The following is a 15,544-nucleotide window of genomic DNA, read 5'->3' as shown; positions in this document are numbered from 1 at the left end:
ACCTTAACGACCCGAGCCGGAAAGCGTCCGCTTGCTCCGGCTGCATGCCGATACCATCACGACCGCAGCACCCCGCTTAACGAACTGCCGATGCCGCCACTGTTTCGCCGTCTATTGCTGCTGTTCCACGCGCTGCGTTACGGCGCGCGCCTGATCTGGCTTGCCGCGCCGCAGGGGCACAAGCTGCACTGGCTCATCGAAATGGTCGGCCGCGTGCATGCATCGGGCAACAGCGGCCGCGGTCTGCAAGGCGTGCTGCCTGCGCTCGGTCCGCTGGCGAGCCGGTTTGCACAGACGCTCGCCGAGCGTCCCGAACTCGCGTCCGGCACGTTGCATGATGCAATCGACGCAATCGATCACATGGAAGCGCCTCTGCCGCCGCGCGAATCCGAAGAAGCGCTGGCGCGCGCATTCGGGCATCCGCTGGCGGCGATCTTCAGCGCCGTCGATCTCGTGCCGGTGCGCACCGGCTTCGCCGAGCAGACCCATTTCGCGCGCCTCCTTACGCCGGTCAAAGGGCATAGCGAAGTGGCGATCAAACTGGTACGCGCCGACCAGTTGCAGCAAATCGGCGACGAACTCGCGCTCTTGCGCTGGGTTGCCCGATGGCTCGAAAAACTCTCCGGCTCCGCACGCCGCCTGCAACTGCGCAAACTCGCGCAAAGCTTTTCGGACGACATCCAGCGCCGCTTCGATCTGCGCGCCGAAGCCGCCAACCTGAGTCAGACCGGCCATCATTTCGACGGCGACAAACGGATCGTCGTGCCGGACGTGATCTGGGATCTCTGCACCAACCACACGCTGACCATGCAGCGCATCAACACGTTGCCCGCGAGCGATCTGCCTGGCCTGCATGCACATCATGTGAAGCTCGCGCCGCTGGCCGCGCATATCGTCGAAGTCGTGACCGAGCAGGCGTTCGAGCACGGCTTCTTTCACGCGACGCTCGATGCGCGCCGGGTGCGCGTGAGCATCGAACCGGACACGCTGGGGCGGCTCGTGCTGGCGGAATTCTCGATCATGTCGACGCTCTCCACCGGCGAGCGCGAGTTCTTCGTGCATGGCGCGACCGCGCTGTTCGACCAGGACTACGGACGTCTCGCCGACATGCATCGCGATGCCGGGCATGTTCCTCACGACACGCGCACGGAGATGCTCGAAGCCGAATTGCGCACGCGCGCCGAAGCCCACTTCGCAGCGAATCCCGAAGACCGCTCGGCGGGTTCGCTGTTTCACCATCTGCTGCACTCAGTGCATCCGTTCGACGGCGCCGTGTCCGGCCGTCTCGCCACCGCGCAGCGCTCGTTTCATCAGGCGGAGATGCTGGCGCGCGCGCTGCATCCGGGCGTCGATACGTGGAACATCACGCGTGGCGTGCTGGCCGGAATCGCGCAACGCGATGTCGATCATCGCGGCTGGATCAAGCGGATTTCGCGCGAGTTGCCGCATCTCGCGCATATGCTGCCGCGCGTGCCGCAACTGGCGGTGCGCTATTTGCAGCACGAGCATGACCGCGCGCGGACTCCGCAGCAGAACGCCAGGTTGATCGCGGATATCGGGCGCGAATACCGGCGCACGAGGACGTTGTTGTGGGCGTGCGCCGTGTGTGGCGGAGTGCTCGGGGCCGGGGCCGTTTTGCTGATGTGGTGAGCGCGCGCGGCGTCGCTCGCGGCTCGCGGCTCGTTAATTGCGATGGCGTTGAGCACGTGGCGTCTGGTCTGCTCACATGGGCATGCGAAGCCGCCGACACGTGCCACCCTGCTCCGATGGCTTCATTTGCTCCATTGCAGCTTCGAACAAGACATGCTTCGTCCGTCGCGACAAGATGGCGGCTTTTCACCACGCTCCCTGCCGATGCTTGCTTCCCTGATCGCCGCCGTCTTTGTCGTTCTTTGGTCGACCGGTTTCGTGGTCGCCCGTGCGATCACCCCCTACGCCGACCCCAACCTGTTTCTACTCGCGCGCTTCGGCGGCACGGCGCTGATATTCGCGCTTGCCGCGCTGGTCACGCGTGCCGCCTGGCCGACGGGACGCGACCTCGGCAAGCATCTGCTCGCGGGCGCCCTGCTTCAGGGCGTGTACCTCGGCGCCGGCTACTGGGCCGTCGCGCAGGGCATGAGCGCGGGCGTGATGGCTCTGCTCGGCGCGTTGCAGCCGCTCGCGACCGCGGCCGTCGCCGCGCCGCTGTTCGGCGAGCGTCTGTCGCGGCGCGGCTGGACCGGCATGGCGCTCGGCCTCGCGGGCGTCGTGCTGGTGCTCGAACCCAGGCTGACCGTGGCCGCGCCCGTTGCACAGCATGGGCATGCACCGGGCTGGCTGGTCGTGCTTATCTCGATCGTCGCGGTCATCGCTATCACGGCAGGTACGTTGTTCCAGAAGACCTCGCTGGCGAAGGCCGATATCCGCACGGCGAGCGCGGTGCAGAACTTCGGCGCGGCAATCGTCGCGGCCGTGCTGGCGATGGCGCTTGGCGAACATCGCTGGATTGCATCGACGACGCTGTGGGCGTCGCTGGCGTGGGGCATCGTGATGCTGTCCGGCATCAGCGTGACCTTGCTGGTCTGGATGGTCAGACGCGGCGATGCGGCACGCGCCACCGCGCTGATGTTTCTCGCGCCGCCGCTTGCGGCGCTTGAAGGGTATGTGGGCTTTGGGGAAATGCTGTTGCCGGTGCAGATTGGGGGGTTTGTGCTGGCGTTGGTGGGGGTTTTGCTGGCGCGGTCGTGATGGGACTGTGGCGGTGGTAGCGGTTGTGATGGAGATGCGCTCGGGGTGGCATTGCGCGGATCAGCCGAAGCCGCGCTACGCTTCCATGTGCCGTTGATCGCTCCACGCCGCTCGCCGCTTCCTCAAGGTTCAACCAGTACAGCGAATCGCCATTGCCCGTGCAATTCGCGAATCGCGCTCCTTTCGTGCTGACAATCGTGATCCATCGAAAACAGCCGGGCTCGCCTGCCTCGAACACCGGAGCAAGTGCAGCCCAAAAGAGCTAACGGCGTCGCGCCCCACCGCCGCGCCCCAATTCAATCCCCCGTATCCGCCCCCGCCGGCATTCTGGCCTGCGCCTTGCCGCCCGGCGCCGGCGCCCACGTCGGGCGGCTCTTGCGCTGCGAGTCCACCACGACGATATAACGCCCCGCCCACGGCGTAATCTGCCGATCGCTCTTCAACACCCACAGCGACTTGCCGGAATCGATCAGCGCGGCATACTCGGCATCGAGAATGCCGTAATGATCGAGAAACGTGTTGAGCGATGCGGGCATTCGCACACATCCCTTCGAATGACGGATGCCGAGCAACGGCTCGAGCCGGTCGGGATCGGTGGCGTGCAACTGGAAACGCATCTGCGACATACCGCCTTTACCCCAGCCGCGTTCGCCCTGCGCCCAGCCGAGATCGAAAATGCGCATGTCGCGCTTGCCGTATCCGCGAATGTGGTTTTCGTTCTGCGTGCCCTCCGAGCGGAAATCCATGTTGGCGGGCGTGTGTTCGAACACGCCGAGCGGCGTGACGAAATGGTCGTATTCGCCCGGCCTGCCCGTCGACACCGGCGACGCGCCGATCATCTGCCAGGTGTCGGCCGGGGTCGCGCGAAAATAGATCAGCAGCGCCTGCACGTTCGGGTTGCGGTCGACCAGCACGACATATTCGCCCGACAGATTGCCGAGCGTGTTTGCGTCGAGCGCCGCTTGCAGGCGATCGGCGTAGGCGCTCTGTTCGGACGAGGGCACCTTCAGCCTGCGTGTCACGTTCTGCGCGAACACGGCGCGCAACAAGAACGCGCGACGCGGATCGACGACACCGGCCGCGTCGGGTGCGGCAAGCGCGGACGCGTTGATGGCGGTTAGCGGGTGGCTCGTCGGAGCGGAGGCGGAGGCGACGGAGGAAGCGGCGGAGGCGGACTTTGATTTTGAAGCCGAGGCGGACTTCGAGGCCGAGGTCGCTTTTGAAGCAGAAGCAGCCTTCGAAGCCGAAGCGGATTTCGAAGCCGAACCGGTCACCGTAGTCTTCTCAGGCGCCGACGCAGCGACCGCTACCCCCGATGACATCGCGAAGAAAACCGCGCCCGCTGCAAGCATCAGCATCAACCACCGCAACACGAACAGCAGCGAACGATCCACGCTCACCCGGAACAGACGCAAACACACAAACGCCCCCACGCGCCCACCATCCGGCGACGCAGAAGTCAGGCGGTCCAATACAGGCTGGCCAGGCCGATTTGGGTTGTTCATCGCGTATCAGAGCAAACCTGATTATTATTGACTGCTCGCCGGTTGATGCAGCGCCCCGGCACGAGGATGTTACTAAGCGCACTAGCGTCTGTCGATGAATAGAAAATCGGTTCGCCAATATCGCGGCAATAGCCAGAGGTATTCGAGTATTTGCACAACATTTGCGAGCGCCTATATAAACGATTTCAAAACCACTAACGCGGCTGAAGCGACAATGAAGCTGTCGCGTTATGCACACTGCAGCAATCCCGAAGCCCGGACGCAACTCGTTCCACCATTTACTTTATTTGCCGCATGCGGCGCGTTATCGACAATGCGCAGGTAGGCGCGAACCACAGGACATCATCATGAAGAACGACCCAGTCTCCCGTCAGGCAAGCATCGCAGCGGAGATGCACGTGAGCGCCGAATTCGACGCCGGGCGTGAAATTGAACGCCGGGTCGATTTTCTGGCGAATTATTTACGCAGCAGCGGCCTGAAGACTTATGTCCTCGGTATTAGCGGCGGTGTCGATTCCACAACTGCCGGACGACTTGCGCAACTCGCGGTCGAGCGTTTACGCGCCGATAATTACGATGCGCATTTTGTCGCAATACGTTTGCCTTACGGCGAACAGAAAGACGAAGCCGATGCACAGACGGCATTGCAATTCATTCGCGCCGACGAAAATATCGCTATCGACATCAAACCGGCGGCCGACGCCATGCTCGCGGCACTCGGTAATAGCGGCGTGCTATTTGCCGACGAATCGCAGCAGGATTTCATCCACGGCAATATCAAGGCACGGCAGCGGATGATTGCGCAGTACGCGGTAGCCGGCACGCGAAGGGGCGTGGTGATCGGCACGGACCACGCGGCTGAATCGGTGATGGGCTTTTTCACCAAGTTCGGCGACGGCGGCGCCGATGTGCTGCCGCTTACGGGATTGAACAAGCGTCGCGTGCGAGCAGTGGCCAAGGCGCTGGGCGCGCCGGAAACATTGGCGCACAAGGTGCCGACCGCCGACCTGGAAATGCTGCGCCCGTTGCGTCCGGACGAGGACGCGTACGGCATCCCGTACGACTCGATCGATGACTTTCTGGAAGGCAAACCGGTTGGCGATGCCGCACGCGATGTCGTCCTGCGTTTTTACGACGCCACGCGCCACAAGCGGGCGTTGCCGTACACGCCGTTCGATTGGCCGACGACAACGGATGGGGAATGAAACCAGACCGCACGCGGCGAACGGGAAAGCAACGCTCACTCGCCTCGCATTGCGCCGCGTATGAGCACATCAACTAACGCTGGCTCATGGCGCAAAAAAAACACGGCGAAACAAACCGCTTCGCCGTGTTTTCAATCTACGTCAAACAATCGGTGCGCACCGCGCCCCGCTATTCGATCGCCAATAATCAGTGCGCGGGCGGCTCGTCGGTGAACAGATCCGCGCTCGCTTCGAGCGTCTGACCGCCCAACTGCTTGCCGTGAATCTGCCGCGCGATTACATCGCCGACGTAAGGCACATTCGCGTCCAGTTCGACCGTGGCGTAAGCCGAGGGCTTGCCGGCGTCGATCACCTCGACGTTTTTCGCGTAGTGCCCGAGTTCGTGCTTGAGAAACTCCCGTACGTCCTGCTCACTGCACGATTCAGCGATATTGCGCACGATCAGGTTCATGCGCTCTACCCTCTACGCGTACTGCGGCCCGCGCCACGATCCGCCGACTGCACGCGCACCGGGCGCAATGCTGCTCGTTGCTTCGCCTGAGCGGCGGCCAATTCGCGGATGAGTGCGGCGCCAGCGGCGCCCAAAGCAGCCAATGACAGATAGAAGGCAATCATTTAAATCTCCTCAGCGAATTTCGTCCTGTAATCAGGATAGCCATATTCGACAGCAAAAGCGACGCAATAGCGTATTGCAAAAACGGAATTCACTTTCTCCGTTAATGCACTGTACCCGAATAAGCCGCGTCAAAAATAGCGAAACGCCCTGGGTTTAACGCGAATCATGGGTTGGCCCACACTTGCAATTGACAATTCACCGCCTGTCTTTTGCAAAAAACGGGCCGCGGTATCCAGACGGCATCCTGCGGGGACTTGAGGCCTGCGGCGGATTGATCGACGGGATCAGTCCGCTGCTTCTACGTTGGCCGCGCTCACCCACCACGCGTTCTTGCCCTGCGGCAGTTGGACCAGTACCGCTGACGGGTCTGCTACGCCGTCGTCGGCGATTGCGCATACGGACAGGCCGTCGGGCAGGCGCTTCACCTCGCCCGCCGACTGGAACAGCGCGATGCGCTGCGCGTTCGACGGTTGCGTCGCGCGCAACTGCTGGTAAACGTCGAAGCTGATTGCCGCCGGCACGTCGCCGCGGATCTGCAAGGCGTCGGCGCTGCCGCAACGCGCGGGCTCGGCGGCGAATGCGGCGGTGCTGCCCAGCAGGCTGCCGAAAGTGAGGGCCACGGCCATGAGGCGTGAAGGGTTCATCGTAATTCTCCGGAAAAATTAGGCGCAGCCTGTAGCAATTACACGCTGCGCGCCTGAATACGCGCGGACGAACGCACCCGCGAAGACGGCAGCCCGGCAGGCGGCGCCTCGGACTCAGGGCGCACTGTCGCGTTCGGCGGAGCGGCCATTATCGCCGGTGGCGACGTCGAGCCGACTTATGTCGCAGGACGTCTGGCTGAAGCCCGAATACACCACCGACCAGTTTCCGACGATCGCAGCCTGTGCTTCGGCGAGGCTCAGCTTGCCTTCGCAGACGCAGCGCTTGAGCATGACGGCCGCGCGAGCCTTGCGGCGCTCGCCTTGCTGGCCCGCCCACGGCACGAGGTCGAGGTTCGCGGGAGCATCCGGCGAGCCGCCGAGCACGATGGGCACGCGCCGGTCGAGCGCGAAGGAAACGCCGCTTTCCGCGTCGATGCCTCGCTCGGCCAGCAGATGATCCTTGTGCGCCATCAGTTCGTCGAACGGAGGTGCAACCGTGTCGGCATAACCGGGGCGGCAAATTGTCTCGCCCACCGATTCCTGCGTCACGCGCTCGTCGAGCATGCTGCTTTCCTGTGCGCTAGCCGCGCCGGTCCGCAAAACGACAAGCGCTCCGAGGCCGAGCAATAGCGCACGCCAACGTCTGCGAGTGAAGCGTGAAAACGCCGCCTGATTCGTGAACCGGGGCGGATCCGGCCGGTACGTACTGCGGTTTGGGTCGCTGGAAAGCTGGATGCGACGCCTGTCGGCAATGTCTGCGTTCATTCGTCGGCGCACCGTTGGTGGCACGCAATAGTCAATTCGCAGACTAATTAAAACACATTCAATATAGCTGGGTGTAAAAGGCGCACTCGTGAAAGCGGTGATGGAAGATTGATGGGCAGGGTTCGGAGGGATTTTGGGTTACAGGCTGTGGACTTAACGATGCGGGCGGCGACACGAGCAGATCAGTCGTGACATACAACGAATGGCACGAGTTTCGGGGCAACCGCACACGTTGCGGGCAGAGAGCAAAAAAGCAAAAGGCAACGCGCAAAACCTGCGCGTTGCCCTCGCGTCTTCACACAACGACGGCCATCCGGTTCACCGACGCCACCTCGCAAGTCCATGAACTTCGCATGCGGCAGCGGATCAACCGACCGCCCTACTGCGCCACACGCGCCTGCAACGCGCGAATCCGCCCCACCGCCTGCGTGTTCGACACCGTCGAGTCGTACATCGCCGCGAGATCCGCCTTCAAAGCGGTACGCGACCCGCCGTCGAGATAAACCATATGCCCCGACGGATAGAAACGCGCCGACAGGTTCTGCCTGACCTGCTGACTCAGCAGCGGCATCTGCTGCAGGTCCAGCACCGTCTGATAGAACGGCGTCACGTAATCGAAGAAACCGTTCGCCGACAGCACTTTCAGGTCGGGATTGAGCGCCATCACCGCCGCCAGGTCGCCGGCTGTGTACAGAATGATGTTGCCCTTCGAGTCGAGCCCCTTCTGTGCGCCAGTCGGGTCGATATGGCCGAAATCCCAGTACTTGAACGCCTGATCGTTCAGGTCGGTGAACGACGAGTTCGATGTGTACTTCAACTGCTCGTTCAGATACACGTTCCACATCGTCGTGTAGACGCCGGTCACGGCTGTCATGGTCGGGTCGTTGCCGCCCGAGTTCGGATCGATCTTGCCCGCGATGCCGGTGTCGATCGCGGTCACGCGTCCGTCATATTCGCCGAGCGCCAGCCCTTGCGACTTCAGCAACGTGGTCAGGAAAAGCGAATTGCCACGGCTGTCGTACGCCGCAATGTCGAGGCTCCACGCGAGCAACGTCGTCTTGTCGATGCCGGTGTATTCGCTCAGCTTTTCGACGGTCGCCGAGTCGGTGGTCGGAAACTTGCGTAGCGCCGCGAGGTAGTCGGTGCGCGAGAATTGCGCGACCTCCTCGGCGAACGCGCCAAGGTCGGTCGGACGCGGCGCGAGGCCGAGCTTCTTGTGATACCACGCGTCCGCCGCGGCCGTGGGCAGCGTGCCGACCGGGTTGCCGGACTGCGTGTAATCGAGAATCGACGATTGCAGCGTGATGCCGTTCAGATCGACGCCATCTTCATGCAGCCGGTACGCCAGCACACAACTGCGCGCCGTACCGTACGACTCGCCGTACAGATACTTCGGCGAATTCCAGCGGTTGTTCTTCGTCAGAAAGCGCTTGATGAACTGCTTGAGCGAGTCGGCGTCCTGATCGACGCCCCAGAACGCGCGATTCGTTTTCGGCGCGATCGCCGCCGAATAGCCGGTGCCGACCGGATTGATGAAGACGAGATCGCTCTTGTCGAGCAGGCTGTCGGGGTTGTCTTCCATCGCGTACGGCGCGGGCGGTGTGAAGCCCGGCATCGAGGTCTTGATGCGGCGCGGCGCGAACGATCCCAGCAGCACGAACACCGACGACGACCCCGGCCCGCCGTTATAGAAGAACGTGACCGGGCGAGCCTCTTCCTTCTGGTTGTCCTGCGTAAACGCCACGTAGAACATCCGCGCTTCGGGTTGCGAGCTGCTTGGATCGACGATCACCAGATGACCGGCGGTGGCCGTGTAGTTGATCTTGTGCCCGCCAATCGTGATCGAATGATGCGTGATCGCGGCGGTTTCGGTGGTGTCGGTGACCGAATCGTCCGGTCCGTTGCCGTAGGCGACCGGATCGAAGAACGGCTGATCCGCGCTTTTGCGCGCTGCGCTGGCGGGCGTCGAAGCGGCGGAAGCGCCCGATGCGTGAGAATTGTGCGGCGACTGCGGACTAACGGAAGCTGATTCTGTGCTTGTCATGATCGCTCCATGGGTTCGTTCACGTCTTGCAGGCTGCCCCTTTGGGGCTTTCTTCAATGCTCCCGAACGCCTTCTCCGGGAGCGAGTTGCAAACTATAGTGCGGCCGCCACTTTCTGACCATTGGGACTGCCGAGACCCGTGCAGGCATCCCAACCCGGCGCCGCCGCGAAACTGCCGTTGTTGCCCTGCGTGATGTCGTTGCACACGCCCGACGCCTTATACAGCTTCGGGTTGACGAACCCTGCCGGCTGTCCGCTCGCCGCGTTGATCCGCGCGATCAGCGCCGCCCACAGCGGTGCGACCGCGCTGGTGCCACCGACCACCGTCTGTTCGCCGTCGATCAACACGCTGTAGCCGGTGACCGGCGATGCATCGCCCGCCACATCGGGCACACCGCGCCCGCTGAGCGGGGTCTTGCCGCCGTTCGTCGAAGTCGACGACAAACCGTTCTGCCACACCGGCACCGGAAATGCCTGGCTCACGCCACCGCCGGTCGCGCCGCCCTGAGCGCCGTCGTTCCACACGACTTCATGCGAAATGGACGTGCCGGACGCGGTCAGATTCGTGCCGCCGCATGCGAGCACATACGGGCTCGACGCAGGAAAGTCGACCTGGTTGCCGCTGCCGGAGCCGTCGCTCGAGCCGCTGTCGCCCGACGCGACGCAGACCGTGACGCCAAGCGCCGCCGCCGACTGCAACACACTGTTGAAGGCCTTGATCGACTGGCTGGTCCAGTTCGATTCCGGGCCGCCCCAACTGATCGAAATAACCGACGGTTTGTTGGTCGTGTCGTGCACCGCGCGGCTCACCGCGTCGATGAAACCGGCATCGCTGTTCTGCGTGAAATACACGGCAATGGTTGCCCCCGGCGCGATCGATCCGACGATCTCGATGTCGAGCGTGACTTCGCCGTCCGGGCCGTTTGGATCGCCGCTCGGCTGGTTGCTGCCCTGATCGACGCCGACAGATTTCACCGTCGGCGACGCAACACCGAGGCTCGCAAAGTAGGACTTGAGATCGGACGTGTTATAGCCGCCGCCCAGCTCGATGATGCCGACGCACTCGCCCTTGCCGTCACCCTGCGGAAACTGGTAGAGCGACGCGAGTTGCGGCGGAGTGAACGACACCTGCCGCCCTTTGGCCGGCTCGAACGGCGGCCTGATACGGAAGTGCGGCCGCGCCTGAGGCCGGTTATCGAGCCCGAGCACCGCCTCGACCACGCCGTGCAGATCGTCCGGCACGCTGATCGTGCCGGTGCGTCCACGGAACTGCCCCACGCTGTGATGCTCGTAATGTTCCAGCTTCACGCCGAACGCGCTCTGGAACTGCGCAATCGTGCCGCTCAACAACACCGAGCGCGCCGCCGGATCTTCGCGAACCACCGTCAGGCCATGTGCCTGCGCGAAGGTTTTGACTTTCGCGACGTCGTCGGGCGCGGCGCCGAAATCTTTGGCTAGTGCCTCACGCGACAACGGTTTGACGCCGGGGTCGCCGGCTTCGATTTTGCTCATCAACGCGTCGAATTGCGCTTGCTGCTGGCGGCGCAGCATCACGAATACTTCGATCCGTTCCGCTGGATCGCACTGCCCGACGACTTTCGAACCCTGCTCTACGTTTCGCTCGCTTCCCGGCAACGGATGCTTGGTGACCATGGTATCGACTCTCCTGTAAGCGTGACGCGCGGCCCCGATGGACCAGACGGTGGACACCAGCACGGCACGCGCCTGCACGACCTCATCGCGTCATTGATCGACGGGACCGACGCGTGAGTTGATGTTTCAAGGACCTCGTCAATCCGTCCGACCAAAGCATTCGAACACAGTTCCGGCGCGCCCGACAGTTATCCGGATGGCTAATGCCGTGCCGCGCCGATGCGCTTCGTCCACGGCTCGCGCTATGATGCTGCTGCGGCAATCCAGCCGTTACATTGCCTCGCGCGCCGTCCGCGCGCACGATCGAAGAATCAGAGGAACCCCATGTCCATTTCGATGTATCAAGCATCACTGCCCGTGCTGATTCGCGGCCTGACCAACCTGCAGGCCATTCTCGCCAAGGCAGACGTGCATGCGTCCGAACAGCAGATCGATCCCACCGTGTTCACCAACGGCCGTCTTGCGCCGGACATGCTGCCGCTGGTGCGCCAGGTGACCATCGCGAGCGATACCGCGAAGGGTTGCGCAGCGCGTCTGGCCGGTGTCGAAGCGCCGAAATTCGACGACGTCGAACAGACCTTCGACGAACTGCAGGCCCGCCTTCAAAAGACGATCGATTATCTGAAGGAATTCAAGCCCGAACAGATCGACGGCTCGGAAGAACGCGCGATCACGCTGAAAATGCGTTCGGGTCCGATCGGGTTCACGGGCCTGTCATACCTGCTCGGTTTCGTGCTGCCGAACTTCTATTTCCACGTGACGACGGCGTACGACATCCTGCGTCACAACGGCGTAGAACTCGGCAAGCTCGATTACCTGGGCAGCATCGGCTAACGGGATTGGAGCGGTGCAATGGCCGCTGTTTGAGCGGCCATCGCGCGATGCCTAGACACGCGGCTGGAACGCGATAATCGCCATGCCGGCCAGCGTGAATGCAACGCCTGCCGCGTCCCACAGCGTGGGCCGCACCTTGTCGACGCACCACAGCCACGCAATCGCCACCGCCACATACACACCGCCGTAAGCCGCATACACGCGGCCGGCGGCGGAACCGTGCAAGGTCAGCAGCCACGCGAACAGCGCGAGGCTCAACGCGCCCGGCACCAGCAGCCAGATCGAGCCGCCCTCCTTCAGCCAGCGCCACGGCAAATAACAGCCGACAATTTCAGCAATGGCGGTCACGGCATACAGCAAAAAAGTTTTCATCGGCGAGTCGTTAATGGAGCGTGATTGGTTTGATTGGGTTAGCCGCCGCAAACGGCTGCGCGACGCTATCGGCTTTATTAACACAATCACTTTGCGACCGGGCATGACACATGCGACATTCGCATTACCCTTTTTATCAATTAGCGAACAGCCATGAGCGTCGACTCACCCTGTATCGACATCTGTAAATTCGATAGCAAAACCGGCTTTTGTATCGGCTGTATGCGCACGCGCGACGAATGCAAAAGCTGGAAGAAAATGAAGGACAAGCATCGCCGGAAGATTATCGAGGATCGTCCGCGTCGCGAGCATAAGTTGAAAAAATGAGCGGGATTCTGCCGCGTTTATTCAGCAATGAAAAATGGCCGCTGCAGGAAACCGTAGCGGCCATTCTGATTTATTTTCAATCGCGGTCAATCCAGCGAAAGCCGCAGCGCGAAACCAATCAGCGCAGCGGAAAATGTCCAGCGTTGCAAAGTCTGCGCAAGCGGATGAGCGCGCATCCAGCCCGCGATTCGCGCGGCGCCGATCGCGTAAATCACATCGAAACATGCGCCGGTAATCAGCAACACCGCGCCAAGCTCGACCATCTGCCATGCGACCGGCCCCGCTTCCGGACGCACGAATTGCGGCAGCAGCACCGAGCAGAACAGCAGCGCTTTCGGGTTAAGCAGATTCGTCAACAAGCCTTTGACGAACGCGGTGCGCAACGGACGCGCTTCGCCACGTTCGGCCCCACTCGTCGAATCACCGTCAGGCAATGCGAACACCGGCGAGCGAAATATCTGAATGCCCACCCACGCGAGATAAACCGCGCCGCCGTATCGCACCACGTCGTACAGCCAGGGCGCGTTGCGCAGAAGCGCTGCGACCCCGCAAGCGGACAGCGTGACATGCGTGGCGCGCGCCAGACCGAGGCCGCCGGCGGCCGCGAAACCGCTGCGCACGCCGCGTCCGATGCTGGTTTGCAGCACCAGCGCCATGTCCGGCCCAGGCACAGCGTAGACCACGAACAGCGCGGCGACATAAACGGCCAGCAAGTGTGCGGAAATCATTGAAACCCCCTGTTTTCAAGGGATCTATCTTGCTATTGTCGACGGAGGGTTTGCTGGCGAATTGCAGGCCTTAACTCCGAATTTTTGGCGGAATACGCTAATATTCGACCCATCGAATACGATTTCCACCCAGCACCAGAGACCCCCGCCCAAAGCCATGACAACCGGCCTCGACAAAACCGATCGCGCGATTCTCGACGCGCTGCAAAAAGACGGCCGCATGTCGAATGCGCGGCTCGCCGAAACAGTCGGCCTGAGCGAAACGCCGTGCGCACGCCGGCTCAAGCGGCTCGAAAACGACGGCTATATCGATCAATACCGTGCGATGCTGTCGCGCTCCGCGCTCGGTCTCGGGGTGGTCGCGTTTATCTATGTGCGCTTTGCCGTGCACGATCGCGCGACGGCCACACGTTTCGAGCGCGAGGTGCAGGCGATCCCGCGCATTCTGTCGTGTCACAACGTGTCGGGCAGCGCCGACTACATCCTGCAAGTGGTGGCGCGCGATCTCGACGACTACGGCACGTTCATGCGCGACGAGCTGCGCAGCCTGCCTGGCGTGACTTCGGTGGAATCGTCGCTGTCATTGCGGGAAGTGAAAAGCAACGGCGGCTTGCCATTGTCCTGACCGCGAACGTGGCATAGTCTCATCCACCCGATCCGGCATGGGCCGGTCAGCAACCAGACAATCACGGAGTTTTCATGGATCAGGACCACAGCAAGGCACGCGCGGAAGAGTCGGCGGCAATGGAGCGCGTATTGACCGCGACGCAGCGGGTGCAGAGCGCGTTTGCATCGCTGCAATCGCAATTTCCGCCGGCCGGCAGCGGCAAGCCTTCGCAGTTCGCGTTGCAAACATTCGACGCCGCGTTGCAGGAACTCGAAGACGCACAAGCCGCGTTCGACGAAATGCTCGGCGATCTGCTCGACGGGAATCGGTGACGGCGCGGGGGCGTTTGAGCTGGGTCAGCTTGATGCCCCGAACGCCTGCTTCATGGTGCGTCAGCGTCAGCCCGCATGACCCACCACCCCCGCACAATCATCACCCCGCCTGCACTTCCACCACCGGCTCGCAAAGAATCGGAAAATTGACCGAGTTCGCGATATAGCACTTCTCGTGCGCCACATGATGCAAGCGCTCAGCCAGCGCGGCATCGTCGCCGGCACGAACGATCACGCGCGGGCGCAACACGATCTGCGAGAAGCGCCCTTGTCGCGGATCATCGAGCATGGTGCCCTGCGCGTTGTCACGGTAGTCGAGCACGGCAACGCCGGCATCCGCGCAAAGATGCAGATACCAGAGTTTGTGACACGCGGATACCGACGCGACCAGCAGGTCTTCCGGATTCCAGCGGTTGGCGTCGCCGAGAAACGCGGGGTCCGACGAACCCGGAATCGCAGGCTTGCTGCCCGCGGTAATGACGTAATCCCGACCGTAGTCGCGATATCCCGAAGTGCCGCTGCCACGATTGCCGGTCCACTCCACCGATACCTGGTACTTGTGCTCGCCGTACGCCATGCGCCTCTCTCCTTTCTGCGGATTGCCGAACCGGATCCAATTGCCGGGACGTGCATTTTATATGCAGTAAGGCGCGATAAAAGGGGAAAGCCTACTATCGGGTCGGGGCGGCTCTGCCGCTTACGTTCGGCGCACGCGGATCGGGACTCATATAGAGACTCGTGCCGTTTGCCCGCATATTGTTGAGCGCGGGTCCTGGTTGCACGCCGGTCGACAGGCCACTTGATCCGCCGCCTGATAAGCCGCCCGTGACGGAACCGCCCGCCGTTCCCAGCCCCGGCGTGAGACCGGTCCCCGCCGCAGTGCCGCTCGTTGCGGCATGATTGTTTCCCGAGCCGTACTGCGCGCTGTTGGCCGCACCGGAACCGGCATTGCCCGACTGCGCATTCGCCGCGACCGCGACGCCCATCATCGCCACTGCAAGCGAGATCGAACGAAGCGCCGATCTCGCGATACTGCCTGGTACGATTTTCATGGCCTGCTCCATCACATCATTGAACTGCATGAGCGCGGCGTCCGCGTGACGAAGCGTTCAAAGAGTGAGACGACGCGCGCCCGCGTTTGTTCACACTCAGTGAGCAAGGCCGCGTCCGCCAGTGCGCATCAAC

17 protein-coding genes are annotated in these 15,544 nt (G+C 62.5%); 7 read left to right on the top strand and 10 right to left on the bottom strand.

What is annotated here, in order from left to right; translation table 11 throughout:
- The first annotated feature begins 90 nt into the window (after positions 1-90).
- Complete coding sequence (locus BLS41_RS20065; RefSeq protein WP_074767992.1) at positions 91-1,650, top strand: ABC1 kinase family protein; 1,560 nt, start codon at positions 91-93, stop codon at positions 1,648-1,650.
- Positions 1,651-1,854: 204 nt separating this feature from the next.
- Entirely contained in the window at positions 1,855-2,727 is an 873-nt protein-coding gene (locus BLS41_RS20060; protein WP_074767988.1) for a DMT family transporter, read from the top strand.
- Between the two features lie 296 nt (positions 2,728-3,023).
- Here the strand turns inward: BLS41_RS20060 and BLS41_RS20055 are convergent, their stop codons facing one another.
- Positions 3,024-4,085, bottom strand: coding sequence for a L,D-transpeptidase (locus BLS41_RS20055; RefSeq protein ID WP_074771065.1), 1,062 nt, complete (start codon positions 4,083-4,085; stop codon positions 3,024-3,026).
- A gap of 494 nt (positions 4,086-4,579) precedes the next feature.
- On the opposite strand from BLS41_RS20055, the gene nadE reads away from it, so the two are divergent.
- Entirely contained in the window at positions 4,580-5,437 is an 858-nt protein-coding gene (gene nadE / locus BLS41_RS20050; RefSeq protein WP_171910275.1) for an ammonia-dependent NAD(+) synthetase, read from the top strand.
- 187 nt (positions 5,438-5,624) lie between these two features.
- Here the strand turns inward: nadE and BLS41_RS20045 are convergent, their stop codons facing one another.
- The 5 genes from BLS41_RS20045 to BLS41_RS20025 form a co-directional block, all read right to left on the bottom strand.
- Entirely contained in the window at positions 5,625-5,888 is a 264-nt protein-coding gene (locus BLS41_RS20045) for an RNA recognition motif domain-containing protein (protein WP_074767986.1), read from the bottom strand.
- 449 nt (positions 5,889-6,337) lie between these two features.
- Entirely contained in the window at positions 6,338-6,697 is a 360-nt protein-coding gene (locus BLS41_RS20040; protein ID WP_074767984.1) for a hypothetical protein, read from the bottom strand.
- Between the two features lie 114 nt (positions 6,698-6,811).
- The gene (locus tag BLS41_RS20035) at positions 6,812-7,462 is read right to left on the bottom strand and encodes a hypothetical protein (RefSeq protein WP_074767982.1); all 651 of its coding nucleotides are present in this window, start codon (positions 7,460-7,462) and stop codon (positions 6,812-6,814) included.
- 379 nt (positions 7,463-7,841) lie between these two features.
- Positions 7,842-9,506: a S10 family peptidase gene (locus BLS41_RS20030; protein WP_074767980.1), complete on the bottom strand. Its 1,665-nt coding sequence runs from the start codon at positions 9,504-9,506 to the stop codon at positions 7,842-7,844.
- 93 nt (positions 9,507-9,599) lie between these two features.
- Positions 9,600-11,159: a S53 family peptidase gene (locus BLS41_RS20025; RefSeq protein WP_074767978.1), complete on the bottom strand. Its 1,560-nt coding sequence runs from the start codon at positions 11,157-11,159 to the stop codon at positions 9,600-9,602.
- Positions 11,160-11,483: 324 nt separating this feature from the next.
- Between BLS41_RS20025 and BLS41_RS20020 the strand changes: the two genes are divergently transcribed.
- Positions 11,484-11,993 carry a DUF1993 domain-containing protein gene (locus BLS41_RS20020; protein WP_074767977.1) on the top strand — a complete coding sequence of 170 codons (510 nt, stop codon included), beginning with the start codon at positions 11,484-11,486 and terminating at the stop codon, positions 11,991-11,993.
- A 51-nt stretch (positions 11,994-12,044) separates the two neighbouring features.
- Here BLS41_RS20020 and BLS41_RS20015 read toward each other — a convergent pair whose 3' ends face one another.
- The gene (locus BLS41_RS20015) at positions 12,045-12,365 is read right to left on the bottom strand and encodes a YnfA family protein (protein ID WP_074767976.1); all 321 of its coding nucleotides are present in this window, start codon (positions 12,363-12,365) and stop codon (positions 12,045-12,047) included.
- 153 nt (positions 12,366-12,518) lie between these two features.
- Between BLS41_RS20015 and BLS41_RS20010 the strand changes: the two genes are divergently transcribed.
- Positions 12,519-12,692, top strand: coding sequence for a DUF1289 domain-containing protein (locus tag BLS41_RS20010; protein WP_074767974.1), 174 nt, complete (start codon positions 12,519-12,521; stop codon positions 12,690-12,692).
- Positions 12,693-12,778: 86 nt separating this feature from the next.
- On the opposite strand, the gene BLS41_RS20005 is transcribed toward BLS41_RS20010, so the two are convergent.
- Complete coding sequence (locus BLS41_RS20005) at positions 12,779-13,420, bottom strand: LysE family translocator (protein ID WP_074767972.1); 642 nt, start codon at positions 13,418-13,420, stop codon at positions 12,779-12,781.
- Positions 13,421-13,577: 157 nt separating this feature from the next.
- On the opposite strand from BLS41_RS20005, the gene BLS41_RS20000 reads away from it, so the two are divergent.
- Positions 13,578-14,045 carry an Lrp/AsnC family transcriptional regulator gene (locus BLS41_RS20000; RefSeq protein WP_074767970.1) on the top strand — a complete coding sequence of 156 codons (468 nt, stop codon included), beginning with the start codon at positions 13,578-13,580 and terminating at the stop codon, positions 14,043-14,045.
- 74 nt (positions 14,046-14,119) lie between these two features.
- On the top strand, positions 14,120-14,359 hold the full coding sequence (locus tag BLS41_RS19995; protein WP_074767968.1) for a hypothetical protein: 240 nt from the start codon (positions 14,120-14,122) through the stop codon (positions 14,357-14,359).
- A 100-nt stretch (positions 14,360-14,459) separates the two neighbouring features.
- On the opposite strand, the gene BLS41_RS19990 is transcribed toward BLS41_RS19995, so the two are convergent.
- Both BLS41_RS19990 and BLS41_RS19985 read right to left on the bottom strand, forming a co-directional pair.
- Positions 14,460-14,936 carry an OsmC family protein gene (locus tag BLS41_RS19990; protein WP_074767966.1) on the bottom strand — a complete coding sequence of 159 codons (477 nt, stop codon included), beginning with the start codon at positions 14,934-14,936 and terminating at the stop codon, positions 14,460-14,462.
- Positions 14,937-15,030: 94 nt separating this feature from the next.
- Positions 15,031-15,411 carry a hypothetical protein gene (locus tag BLS41_RS19985; protein WP_074771063.1) on the bottom strand — a complete coding sequence of 127 codons (381 nt, stop codon included), beginning with the start codon at positions 15,409-15,411 and terminating at the stop codon, positions 15,031-15,033.
- Positions 15,412-15,544 lie beyond the last annotated feature (133 nt).

Origin of the sequence: Paraburkholderia fungorum (genome assembly GCF_900099835.1) — a bacterium.
Lineage (GTDB): Bacteria > Pseudomonadota > Gammaproteobacteria > Burkholderiales > Burkholderiaceae > Paraburkholderia > Paraburkholderia fungorum_A.
Note: the sequence above shows the minus strand (reverse complement) of the source record. Positions and strands in the feature narration are given on the sequence as shown.

Coding starts and splice junctions, on each gene's coding strand:
- BLS41_RS20045 (WP_074767986.1), bottom strand. CDS start 5,888: ATGAACCTGATCGTGCGCAATATCGCTGAATCGTGCAGTGAGCAGGAC.
- BLS41_RS20020 (WP_074767977.1), top strand. CDS start 11,484: ATGTCCATTTCGATGTATCAAGCATCACTGCCCGTGCTGATTCGCGGC.
- BLS41_RS20010 (WP_074767974.1), top strand. CDS start 12,519: ATGAGCGTCGACTCACCCTGTATCGACATCTGTAAATTCGATAGCAAA.
- BLS41_RS20060 (WP_074767988.1), top strand. CDS start 1,855: ATGCTTGCTTCCCTGATCGCCGCCGTCTTTGTCGTTCTTTGGTCGACC.
- BLS41_RS19995 (WP_074767968.1), top strand. CDS start 14,120: ATGGATCAGGACCACAGCAAGGCACGCGCGGAAGAGTCGGCGGCAATG.
- BLS41_RS20030 (WP_074767980.1), bottom strand. CDS start 9,506: ATGACAAGCACAGAATCAGCTTCCGTTAGTCCGCAGTCGCCGCACAAT.
- BLS41_RS20015 (WP_074767976.1), bottom strand. CDS start 12,365: ATGAAAACTTTTTTGCTGTATGCCGTGACCGCCATTGCTGAAATTGTC.
- BLS41_RS20055 (WP_074771065.1), bottom strand. CDS start 4,085: ATGCTGATGCTTGCAGCGGGCGCGGTTTTCTTCGCGATGTCATCGGGG.
- BLS41_RS19990 (WP_074767966.1), bottom strand. CDS start 14,936: ATGGCGTACGGCGAGCACAAGTACCAGGTATCGGTGGAGTGGACCGGC.
- BLS41_RS20040 (WP_074767984.1), bottom strand. CDS start 6,697: ATGAACCCTTCACGCCTCATGGCCGTGGCCCTCACTTTCGGCAGCCTG.
- BLS41_RS20035 (WP_074767982.1), bottom strand. CDS start 7,462: ATGAACGCAGACATTGCCGACAGGCGTCGCATCCAGCTTTCCAGCGAC.
- BLS41_RS19985 (WP_074771063.1), bottom strand. CDS start 15,411: ATGAAAATCGTACCAGGCAGTATCGCGAGATCGGCGCTTCGTTCGATC.
- nadE (WP_171910275.1), top strand. CDS start 4,580: ATGAAGAACGACCCAGTCTCCCGTCAGGCAAGCATCGCAGCGGAGATG.
- BLS41_RS20005 (WP_074767972.1), bottom strand. CDS start 13,420: ATGATTTCCGCACACTTGCTGGCCGTTTATGTCGCCGCGCTGTTCGTG.
- BLS41_RS20065 (WP_074767992.1), top strand. CDS start 91: ATGCCGCCACTGTTTCGCCGTCTATTGCTGCTGTTCCACGCGCTGCGT.
- BLS41_RS20000 (WP_074767970.1), top strand. CDS start 13,578: ATGACAACCGGCCTCGACAAAACCGATCGCGCGATTCTCGACGCGCTG.
- BLS41_RS20025 (WP_074767978.1), bottom strand. CDS start 11,159: ATGGTCACCAAGCATCCGTTGCCGGGAAGCGAGCGAAACGTAGAGCAG.